The organism is Vibrio sp. 2-2(8) (genome assembly GCF_963888495.1).
Taxonomy (GTDB): Bacteria; Pseudomonadota; Gammaproteobacteria; order Enterobacterales; family Vibrionaceae; genus Vibrio; species Vibrio anguillarum.
The window spans coordinates 1-10993 of the sequence record NZ_CAWPJM010000015.1 but is presented as its reverse complement, the minus strand read 5'-3'; the positions used below and the strand labels follow the sequence as shown (position 1 = coordinate 10993).

Sequence of the window (10993 nt, the reverse complement as noted above, 5' to 3'; positions counted from 1 at the left end):
TACCTTTCGTTCTCAGTGAGGTGCGTGTATTTCATGTTTTTTACTTCTTGGCGGGAGCAAAGTTCATGATTATCGCATCTCACTGTTTTTATGTTCAGAGGCGTCGCACTTCGTACTTGAATCCAAGTCGCATAACAAAGCATTTAAGAGTGATTCGTAACGCTTGGCAGTTTCGCTTAGCTCAAGTATAGCCAAGCGTCACTCACACCTTAATGCGGCGTTAGTTTACAATGGAGGTTTTAGACAATATGGATACGATTTTACTTTTTCTCGCTTTGGTTGTGACAAGTGCGACACTCTTTATTCAAAGGCAGCACAATAGAAAGCAAGTACTTCCATTACTCCATACATATCTGAACAAAGACTATCAAGACGGACTCATTGTTGTTGAGCTAAGGCTATATAACGATGGGTTAGGCCCTGCAATACTTCAAGATGTTTCAATAGATTTCGATGGTAAAGTGCATAAAGTTAAGAATTTTGAAGAACTTGATGCTGTGCTGAAGCAGAACTTGCCAGAGCTAAATCTTAAACGAACGAGTTTGCCTTTGTGTTTGAAAAGCAACAGCGTAGAAGTACTGTGCGTTGCGCACTTGACTGAAGAGCAATTGAACCAGTTTAACCGTGATACATTTAATATCACGATAACAGCAACCTCAGTCTATGAAGATAAGATAGTCGTCGACAATTTTGGCGCTACGATTGAATCAAATAGAAATGATGCTTTTTTTGAAAAGTGCTATCAAAAGATCATTGGCCTATTCAAAAAATAAACTAACAAGCAATTTAAGAGGGATTCACAACGCTCGGCATTTTTGCTTCTACTTCAAATTTAGTGTCTATGGCACAATGCTTTAGGTTTGGGTGAAGGCGTTGTTCACCCCTTAATTGGGCGTTAGCTGAGGTTAAGAAAAACCATAAAATTAAGCGTTTATTTTTCTTAGTCTGAGGCTCTAGCTTTACACCTGAAAGTCAGCACTTTTCCGCGTATCTCGCCAGTGGCACTGTTCGTGAAGCGGTTGAACTAACCGAAGTCTGTTTACGGGAAGTGGTGTGTTTGTTTATTTCTTTGGCGTGGCTTCTTTGGTTTTGAAGCTCTTTCGCGCTTAAATGGATTTCGCGTACTTGGTTGTTGGCTTCTTCGAAAGAATTCTTTGTAAATTGAAGTCTTAGAAGCTCGTCAGTTTTCCTATTATTTCTTCTTTGCCAAGTGCGTTTCGTGGATTAGGTTTTAGTTTCTCAGTTGTCCGTTTTACTTTGTCGCTTGAAAGCAATAATGTGTTTTAAATTAGGCCGTTGGGTAGTCAATCTCCGGCTAAAGTGCAGCAGCTAACAAACGGCTCAAGAGGGATTGCCAACGCGTGGCGGCTTTGGTTCAAAATTTAAGTTCAGTGTTTACAGTGTGTTTTTTGAGTTCGGCGGTGCGTTGTCAACCCCTTAGCCGGGCGTTAGCCGACAAGCGAAAATTTCAAATTCAGAGGTAAATATGATTCCATTAAATTCATCTGTTGTTTCAGGGGTGGCAGTCTCGGAAATTGATGGTGAAATGAAGCTTCTGCTTATGAAGCGAGTAAAAGGTGGCTTCTGGTGTCATGTTGCAGGTTCAATTGAACAAGGCGAAACAGGCATTGACGCCATCACTCGAGAGTTCAGAGAAGAAACACAAATTGAGGCTTCAGCCCTATATAATGCTCAGTTTCTAGAACAATTCTACGAAGCCAGTGTTAATGTTATTCAGCTCATACCTGTTTTCGTAGTGATGTGCCCACCAGAGCAAGGGGTGGTTTTAAATGAAGAACATACAGAGTATAAGTGGTGCAGTTTAGAGGAAGCTCTTGGATTGGCTCCATTTCCAAACCAACACGAAGTGTATAAGCATGTTTGGTCGTATTTCGTAGAAAAGCCAGCTAATGCACTCTATCGTGTAGATGTCGGCTAACAAACGGCTCAAGAGGGATTGCCAACGCTTGGCGGCTTTAGTACAAAATTGAAGTTCAGTGTTTAAGTGTATTTTTTGAGTTCGGCGGTGCGTTGTCAACCCCTTAGCCGGGCGTTAGGCTTTATTTTGAGAATCGGAGAAATACATGGAATGGTTTTTTAAACTTGCTCGCATTGTAGGGGCAAGTAGTGGCTTCACGGCTCCTTTCGTTCAAGCACAAGCTGAAGTTAGCTCAGCAGTAACAAATCAACGTTTAGATACCTTAGAAGATCCTATTGGTCGATTGCACTCTGATATTCAAGACGTGTGCAAGGGTATTTATGACAGTTTAAGGGATTCTGTAAACCTCAACTTTTCATCAGATTTTTATGAGAAGTATCGGAGATGTTTAGTTATCTTAGACTCTCAGGGTTTGATAAGCCTAGAACAAGCCATTGGTACACAAACAATTTTGGGTGTTAATTTAATCAATCCAATCTTCATTCAGTACGTTGCTTCAAAGTGTGCTGATAATAAAAAACTGATTGAATTAAATGACTTAATTGAGAACTGTGAAATTGGTCAAACAATGGATGCTAACTCTTTGTCTGAAGCTTTAGATATTCCTCGGGTAGTAATCTGTTCGCTATTCGAAATCTATGAAACAAAAAAGCTAGGTATTTGTTCTGGTGGTTTAGTAAAAACTCGCTATCGAGCTATAGCCTAACAAACGCCTCAATGGGACTGTCAACGCGTGGCGTTTCCAGTCCCATTGAGCCGCTGTGGTTGCAGTTGTTGTGTTTGCGTTTGGTTGTTATGCGTTGCCAGCCCCTTAGGCGGGCGTTAGGCAAGGTGAGTTTTTATCAGCTAAATCGAGTTGAAATTGAACGGTAAATCCCATGCTCTGTGGCTTAACTTAAGCAATAAATCGTCATCACATATTTGTTGTTTCTTGATCGCGTTGGGTTGTTTATCGCTGTGAATTCATCGGCAAAATAACCTTCGGCATCCAAACGTCCGCCGAGCATGCTACGCTCGTCACTTTTCTTCCAAATCGTTCAATTTGAGTTTTTTTGTTTCTTTGCTGATTTAGCATTTTGATTTATAAATGAATCGGTTAGTTTGTTTTAAGTTTGTAAAAAAGCCCTATTCTTTGGTTTTGAAAGTATCATTGTCAATCGGTTGGCCTAACAAACGGCTCAAGAGGGATTGCCAACGCTTGGCGACTTTAGTGCAAAATTGAAGTTCAGTGTTTACGGTGTGTTTTTTGAGTTCGGTGGTGCGTTGTCAACCCCTTAGCCGGGCGTTAGGCAAGGTGAGTTTTTATCAGCTAAATCGAGTTGAAATTGAGCAGTAAATTCCATGTTTTGTGGCTTAACTTAAGCAATAAATAATCATCACATATTTGTTGTTTCTTGATCGCGTTGGGTTGTTTATCGCTGTGAATTCATCGGCAAAATAACCTTCAGCATCCAAACGTCCGCCGAGCATGCTACGCTCGTCACTTTTCTTCCAAATCGCTCAATTTGAGTTTTTTTGGTTTCTGCATTTTGGTTTATAAATGAATCGGTTAGTTAGTTTTAAGTTTGCAAAAAAGCCTGTTCTTTGTTTTTGAAAGTATCATTGTCAATCGGTTGGCCTAACAAACGGCTTAAGAGGGATTGTCAACACTTGGCGGCTTTAGTACAAAATTGAAGTTCAGTGTTTACAGTGTGTTTTTTGAGTCCGGTGGTGCGTTGTCAACCCCTTAGCCGGGCGTTATATTTTTTAGAGAGAATTCAGTGAAAATGATAAATTACAGTTACTTAGCAATATTGTTGACTACTAGTCAATTTGTATTGGCGGATGAAGTGCAGATTGAAAGAAAATTACCTGCCTGTGACTATAGCAAATTAACGATAAACGTACCGTCAACTATCAAATTGGTTGCTGTAGGCTCCCCCTCAGGTAGTATGAAAGGTGCTAGCAAAGAGTTGGATTATCTCAGATTTAAATGTCTTGATGGTTCGTTGGAAATTAGTACGAAAGAAAATGTTTTGGTTGACGAATATTTCAAATTTGAGTTAGTGAATGGTTCGCTAAAAGACTTAACCTTAAATGGTGACCAAAAAGCTGATATCACAGAACTATCAGCAAAACACTTCGAAATGACGAGCAATGGTATTGGCAAATCATCATTAACGGGACAAGTTACATCTTTCAATATTTCATTGAATGGAGCGGCTGAACTGGATGCTTTTAAGTTGAAATCGGAGAAAGGAAAGATAGAGGTTAATGGTGCAGGAGTCGCTCAATTAAACGTGTCTTCAGAATTAAATGCCCGTGTTAATGGCTCTGGTCGTGTTGAGTATTCGGGGGCACCTGTGAGTATAGAAACTGAAATTAATGGCAGAGGCTCTATAATAGCCATACCGTGATTAACAAAAATATAACAAACGGCTCAAGAGGGATTGTCAACGCGTGGCGGCTTTAGTACAAAATTGAAGTTCAGTGTTTACAGTGTGTTTTTTAAGTTCGGCGGTGCGTTGTCAACCCCTTAGCCGGGCGTTATAGCTCTTATCTGAACTAGCTCTTGCTATCTGTACGCTTGATGCGTACACTTCCTGTATGAAAAGTGTATTTGTCGAATCAACAATTTTTGAAAAGTACCGAGATGAATATCTCAGTGATGAGGAGTATAGGCTCTTTCAAGCAGAGCTAATGCTAAACCCCAAGCTGGGTGATGTGATTCAAGGTACTGGCGGTTTGCGAAAAATTCGAGTTGCGAGTAAAGGCAAGGGAAAGCGTGGTGGTTCACGGATTATCTATTACTTTCTCGATGAAAAGAGGCGTTTCTATTTGCTAACCATTTACGGCAAAAATGAAATGTCTGACTTGAATGCAAATCAAAGGAAACAACTAATGGCTTTTATGGAGGCGTGGCGCAATGAGCAATCGTGATTTATTTGCAGAGTTAAGCTCAGCTCTTGTTGAGGCTAAGCAGCATTCAGAAGGTAAGCTTACTCTGAAAACACATCATGTGAATGATGTGGGTGAGTTGAACATCTCACCGGATGAAATCGTGAGTATTCGCGAGCAGTTCAATATGTCCCGCGGAGTCTTCGCGCGGTTACTTCATACGTCTTCGCGCACATTAGAAAACTGGGAACAAGGTCGTAGTGTGCCAAATGGTCAAGCGGTCACTCTTTTAAAGTTAGTACAGCGTCATCCAGAAACGTTGTCACACATAGCCGAGCTATAACAAACGCTTCAAGAGGGACAGCCAACGCATGGCATTTTTACTATGCGTTGGTTTTCGTGTTTACTGTGTTATGCGGAGAGTCAGTAGTGGCGTTGGCTGCCCCTTAAGCGGGCGTTAGGCAAGGTGAGTTTTTATCAGCTAAGTCGAGTTGAAATTGAGCAGTAAATTCCATGTTTTGTGGCTTAACTTAAGTAATGAATAATCATCACATATTTGCTGTTTCTTGATCGCGTTGGGTTGTTTAGCGCTGTGAGTTTAGCGGCAAAATAACCTTCAGCATCCAAACGTCCGCCGAGCATGCTACGCTCGTCACTTTTCTTCCAAATCGCTCAATTTGAGTTTTTTGTTTCTTTGCTGATTTGGTGTTTTGGTTTATAAATGAATAGGTTAGTTTGTTTTGGTTTGCAAAGAAGCCTTGTTCTTTAGTTTTGAAAGTGCAGGTGTCAATTGGTTGGCCTAACAAACGGCTCAAGAGGGATTGCCAACGCGTGGCGGCTTTGGTGCAAAATTGAAGTTCAGCGTTTACAGTGTGTTTTTTGAGTTCGGCGGTGCGTTGTCAACCCCTTAGCCGGGCGTTATGTTGCTATCGAACTCTACTGGTAGAGAGGTAATATGGATAAGAATCAGGGGATTATAGAGTTTCTTGCGATGTCAGGTATCTTACCACTCGCGGTGTTTGTTTTATTGATCTTGGGTGGTATAGCCTTTGTCTTGTTAGTTATTTTTGTTGTATCAAAAAGCAAAACGGATAGTAAATCAAGACAGGATGATAATGAGTTTCAGAAGCTTGAGACGTACTATGACCCTAGGCTACCAGAGCGATCTTGTCCAAATTGCTCAAGTAGTATTAGGAAAGGAAAAGTTGTATGTGGTAGCTGTGGGAAGTTGGATAGCAACGTAATATCAACATAACAAATTGTTTAAGAGTGATTCGGCACGCGTGGCATTTTTACTATGCGTTGGTTTTAGTGGTTTAGGCGGTATGCGGTAGCATCGGTATTACGTGCCTCACACCTTAACAAGGCGTTAGCTGAATATCGAAGTTATTGAGAATGGAGAATTATGAAAGACGATTTAAGAATTTATGCCAAAGGTTTGGCATTCTCTGGTGGCAGTTACAGCCTTCGCTCCCTTGATGTACTAATTTCTAATCATCGTAAAATTCTCGATCAACTTATAGCAGTCAGTCTAGGTAAACCCAAAGCGGATAGACATATTCGTGAACAAATCGACTATCAAGTACGAATTCGAGAGGGATCTGTTGAGCTTTTGGTTGATTTTGTTCTCAACAATAAAGAGCTGTTTGCACCGTTAGCAGCGGATGGTGGCTATCAATTATCCAATGTGATCGTTTCTTTATATAAAGATGCTATTAATTTAAGAGATGCGGTTGCCAAAATTGCAGATAAAGGGTTGCAAGTTAAGATTACTATCTCAAATAGTTTTAATATTGGTAGTAATAACAGTAAGGTTAGTTATAGCTTAAGCGATGGTTCAGTATTAATTGGTGACCCCAAAATTTTACTAGCAGCTCAGACAACAAAAGGGGCTGTAGATAATATAATTCAGTCAATTGATGGGGCTAATGTTGAATATGTTGACTTTGGTTCCGGTGTGGACGATTTAAGATTAAATGAATCTAATAAAAATTTACTTGGGCGTCGGAAAGAGGAAATACCAGCAACACTCAATATCATTGGCCGTCTAGACATGATTTCTGTTAGTAGTCATCGAGGTGCTATTGTTTCTGACGGTCAACGATTTAATGTGTCTTGGGATAAGCAGCTGCGAGATAAACTACTAAAAGTGGTAGATGTTGAAGCAACTCAATTTAAAGCTAGGCCAGTAATTGACCATAAATCTCTAAGCGATAAAGAAATAGGTTTCCATCTAGTTGATTGTATGCAATTACAGAATAAATTAGATGTCTAGACCAATTCAGCTAACAAACGCTTTAAGAGGGACTTCCAACGCGTGGCATTTTTACTGTGCGTTGGTTTTTGTGGTTACGGTGTTATGCGGAAACTTGGTAGTAGCGTTGTCAGCCCCTTAAGCGGGCGTTATGTTTACTTGAATTTCAATGACTTAAAAATTCTTCGATCACTGTTCTTTGTCCCTTTAGCCATTCGTTCGAGCTGCCTCAGCAAATCCGCATTGTCGTCGCAAGTTCGTGAATTTCTCAACCTATAAAACCTGTCAATGTTCGCGGGTTGCTTCATTTGCAGGTCGTGGTGGTTGGTTTTAAGTTTCACTGGCTTTAAGGCGCTTTCTACGTATTTGCCAAGTAGCATGTCGGCTTGGCAGTTGCCTCGGCAATTTGCCATTGTTCTGCGCTTTAGTTGGAAAGAGAGGGCGTTTGTTGTGAGTTGGTCGGGTTGCCTCATTGGGCAGGGAAGTGGATTTACGCGCTTGGTGTTTCGTGCCTCTGGCGGTCAAGTGAGTTTTGGCGTGTGACTGACTTCTTGAAAGCGGGCCAATAATGCAGTTCTTTGCCAAATAAATCAGTCATTTGTGGTAAAACATAACAAACAATTTAAGAGGGATTCCCAACGCTTGGCATTTTTGTTTCTACTTCATTTTTAGTGTTTATGGCACAATGCGTTAGGTTTGGGTGGTAGCGTTGCTCACCCCTTAATTGGGCGTTAGTTTCTCTCAGGAAAAATTATCAATAATTCACGCACAATGTTCTGAAAATTCAGCTTTTAGCGTTCAAGTTGCACAATTAGGTTTTTGAGTTTTGTTTGATACTGATTTGGTAGAAAGCGTTGAAAGTTCAATTATTTCAAAGTCGCTGAAAGCTCAAAAACCTCGATGCTTCATGTTGTCGGATGTTCCACACGGAAAGTTTGGTTTCACAAAAGGCAGCATCATCGCTGTGATCTGGTTTTCTTTGTCGCGGACTCTTAACCGTGGCCAACTTAGCCTTGACTGTTTTGAGTTTTGGCAGCCAACGTCACAGCTTTTGGCTTTGGACGTGTGTTTGTGTGATGCATTTGCATAAAATGACTTTTAAGCAAATGTGTTAAAAAATCATTGGCAAACAATGGGCTACGAAACTAACAAACGCCTCAAGAGGGACTGTCAACGCGTAGCGTTTCCAGTCCCATTGAGCCGCGGTGGTTTCGGGTGTTGTGTTTGAGTTTAGTGGTATGCGTTGTCAGCCCCTTAGGCGGGCGTTATGCAACTCAGGTAAATTTAGGGATTCAATCTTTTGGGATTTCTCCGGCCATTCGTTTCGAGCTGTCGGCAAATGAGCATTTTCGCCTTCAAATTTGTGACTAACTCAAACCGTAAAACAGGCAAATTTCTTTGTTTGCCTCAATGAAGTTTAGTGTTGGCGCGTTGTGAATTGAGCGGGCGCAAAGTGTGGAAAGGGCAAGTTTATCGAGCATTTTTTACTTGCTGAAGTTTTCGCTCGTTGAGTTTGTCTGATTCAAAAGCTTGGTTTGTTGTTGAAAGGTGGGCTTTGTTTTGGCGGCTTATTTATCACGGCTCCTGCTTGGGTTGATTCTTGAATCACTCAACCATTGCAATCGTGGCTTAAAGTCAGTTTATCTTATTGAATTTGCATAACAAACGGCTCAAGAGGGATTGCCAACGCGTGGCGACTTTAGTGCAAAATTGCAGTTCAGTGTTTACAGTGTATTTTTTAAGTTCGGCGGTGCGTTGCCAACCCCTTAGCCGGGCGTTAGCTGAGGTTAAGAAAAATCATAAAATTCCGTGTTCATTTTTTCTTGATCTGAGGCTCTAGCTTTACACCTGAAAGTCAGCACTTTTCCATGTATCTCGCCAGTGGCACTGTTCGTGAAGTACTTGAACTAACCGAAGTCTGTTTACGGGAAGTGGTGTGTTTGTTTATTTCTTTGGTGTGGCTTTTTTGGTTTTGAAGCTCTTTCGCGCCTAAATGGGTTTTGCGCACTTGGTTGTTGGCTTCTTCGAAAGAATCCTTTGTAAATTTAAGTCCTAGAAGCTCGTCAAGTTTTCCTGTTATTTCTTCTTTGCCAAGTGCGTTTCGTGGATTAGGTTTTAGTTTCTAAATCGTCCGTTTTACTTTGTCGTTTGAAAGCAATAATGTGTTTTAAATTAGGTCGTTGGGTAGTCAATCTCCGGCTAAAGTGCAGCAGCTAACAAACGGCTCAAGAGGGATTGCCAACGCTTGGCGACTTTAGTGCAAAATTGAAGTTCAGCGTTTACAGTGTGTTTTTGGAGTTCGGTTATGCGTTGTCAACCCCTTAGCCGGGCGTTAGCTGAGGTTAAGAAAAACCATAAAATTAAGCGTTTATTTTTCTTAGTCTGAGGCTCTAGCTTTACACCTGAAAGTCAGCACTTTTCCGCGTATCTCGCCAGTGGCACTGTTCGTGAAGCGGTTGAACTAACCGAAGTCTGTTACGGGAAGTGGTGTGTTTGTTTATTTCTTTGGTGTGGCTTCTTTGGTTTTGAAGCTCTTTCGCGCTTAAATAGATTTCGCGCACTTGGTTGTTGGCTTCTTCGAAAGAATTCTTTGTAAATTTAAGTCCTAGAAGCTCGTCAGTTTCTCTGCTATTTCTTCTTTACCAAGTGCGTTTCGTGGGTTAGGTTTTAGTTTTTCAGTTGTCCATTTTATTTTGTCGCTTGAAAGCAGTAATGTGTTTTAAATTAGGTTGTTGGGTAGTCAATCTCCGGCTAAAGTGCAGCAGCTAACAAACGGCTCAAGAGGGATTGCCAACGCGTGGCGGCTTTAGTGCAAAATTGAAGTTCAGGGTTTACAGTGTGTTTTTTGAGTTCGGTGGTGCGTCGTCAACCCCTTAGCCGGGCGTTATGCTTAATCACCAAAAATCAGTGGTTTATGATTGTTCTTTGTTCCCTTGGCTTGTGAGCTTTGTGTTTCTCGGCAAGTTGCCTTCAGTGGGCGCGGCTTTCCGGACAATTATTCTTTGGCGCTGGAAATTCAGAGAGTTGCCTCATTCAGTTTTCGGGTAAGCGCGAGGTTATGGCTGTTGGCTCAATCGGAAATTTGATCTTAGGTTTTTTCGTTTTAGCTGCCAAAGTTCAAAGTCTGAATATCAAAATCATGAGTCATTTCAGTTTTTTGGTTTTCGGCTTTTGTTTGTGAGTTAAAGTCGAGTTAATCTTGGTTCTGGTTAAATGTAAGTCATTGAAGCTTAAGCATAACAAACGCTTCAAGAGGGACAGCCAACGCGCGGCATTTTTACAATGCGTTGGTTGTTGTGATTACGTTGTTATGCAGAAAGTTGGTAGTAGCGTTGGCTGCCCCTTAAGCGGGCGTTAGGCAAAGTAAGTTTTTATCAGCTAAATCGAGTTGAAATTGAACGGTAAATTCCATGTTTTGTGGCTTAACTTAAGCAATAAATAATCATCACATATTTGTTGTTTCTTGATCGTGTTGGGTTGTTTATCGTTGTAAATTCAGCGGCAAAATAACCTTCAGCATCCAAACGTCCGCCGAGCATGCTACGCTCGTCACTTTTCTTCCATATCGCTCAATTTGAGTTTTTTTGTTTCTTTGCTGATTTAGCATTTTGATTTATAAATAAATCGGTTAGTTTGTTTTAAGTTTGTAAAAATCCCTGTTCTTTGGTTTTGAAAGTGTCGTTGTCAATCGGTTGGCCTAACAAACGGCTCAAGAGGGATTGCCAACGCGTGGCGACTTTAGTGCAAAATTGAAATTCAGTGTTTACAGTGTGTTTTTTGGGTGCGGCGGTGCGTTGTCAACCCCTTAGCCGGGCGTTATATTTTTTTAAGTTCAGCAATCAAAAGGATTCATGATGAACGTGGATAAAGCGAAAAAACGCATATTGAAACGAGTACAAAGAGGTTTCAAAGGTTATCCGCAA

General features: G+C 41.0%; 9 protein-coding genes. All 9 read left to right on the top strand.

Annotation, left to right across the window (positions count from 1 at the left end; all coding sequences use genetic code 11):
* The first annotated feature begins 248 nt into the window (after positions 1–248).
* The 9 genes from AACV12_RS06170 (at position 249) to AACV12_RS06130 (ending at position 8160) form a co-directional block, all read left to right on the top strand.
* The gene (locus AACV12_RS06170) at positions 249–773 is read left to right on the top strand and encodes a hypothetical protein (RefSeq protein ID WP_170901531.1); all 525 of its coding nucleotides are present in this window, start codon (positions 249–251) and stop codon (positions 771–773) included.
* Between the two features lie 713 nt (positions 774–1486).
* Positions 1487–1939 carry an NUDIX hydrolase gene (locus tag AACV12_RS06165; protein ID WP_170901529.1) on the top strand — a complete coding sequence of 151 codons (453 nt, stop codon included), beginning with the start codon at positions 1487–1489 and terminating at the stop codon, positions 1937–1939.
* A 145-nt stretch (positions 1940–2084) separates the two neighbouring features.
* Complete coding sequence (locus AACV12_RS06160) at positions 2085–2645, top strand: hypothetical protein (protein ID WP_165819053.1); 561 nt, start codon at positions 2085–2087, stop codon at positions 2643–2645.
* A gap of 1060 nt (positions 2646–3705) precedes the next feature.
* Entirely contained in the window at positions 3706–4335 is a 630-nt protein-coding gene (locus tag AACV12_RS06155; RefSeq protein WP_170901533.1) for a GIN domain-containing protein, read from the top strand.
* A 190-nt stretch (positions 4336–4525) separates the two neighbouring features.
* On the top strand, positions 4526–4858 hold the full coding sequence (locus tag AACV12_RS06150) for a type II toxin-antitoxin system RelE family toxin (protein WP_000843587.1): 333 nt from the start codon (positions 4526–4528) through the stop codon (positions 4856–4858).
* The gene (locus AACV12_RS06145) at positions 4845–5159 is read left to right on the top strand and encodes a helix-turn-helix domain-containing protein (protein ID WP_000071008.1); all 315 of its coding nucleotides are present in this window, start codon (positions 4845–4847) and stop codon (positions 5157–5159) included. The genes AACV12_RS06150 and AACV12_RS06145 overlap by 14 nt, the downstream gene beginning before the upstream one ends.
* A gap of 612 nt (positions 5160–5771) precedes the next feature.
* Positions 5772–6071 carry a hypothetical protein gene (locus AACV12_RS06140; RefSeq protein WP_170901527.1) on the top strand — a complete coding sequence of 100 codons (300 nt, stop codon included), beginning with the start codon at positions 5772–5774 and terminating at the stop codon, positions 6069–6071.
* Between the two features lie 150 nt (positions 6072–6221).
* Complete coding sequence (locus tag AACV12_RS06135) at positions 6222–7091, top strand: hypothetical protein (RefSeq protein ID WP_088729547.1); 870 nt, start codon at positions 6222–6224, stop codon at positions 7089–7091.
* A gap of 886 nt (positions 7092–7977) precedes the next feature.
* Positions 7978–8160 carry a DUF645 family protein gene (locus AACV12_RS06130; RefSeq protein ID WP_009355233.1) on the top strand — a complete coding sequence of 61 codons (183 nt, stop codon included), beginning with the start codon at positions 7978–7980 and terminating at the stop codon, positions 8158–8160.
* Positions 8161–10993: the final 2833 nt, after the last annotated feature.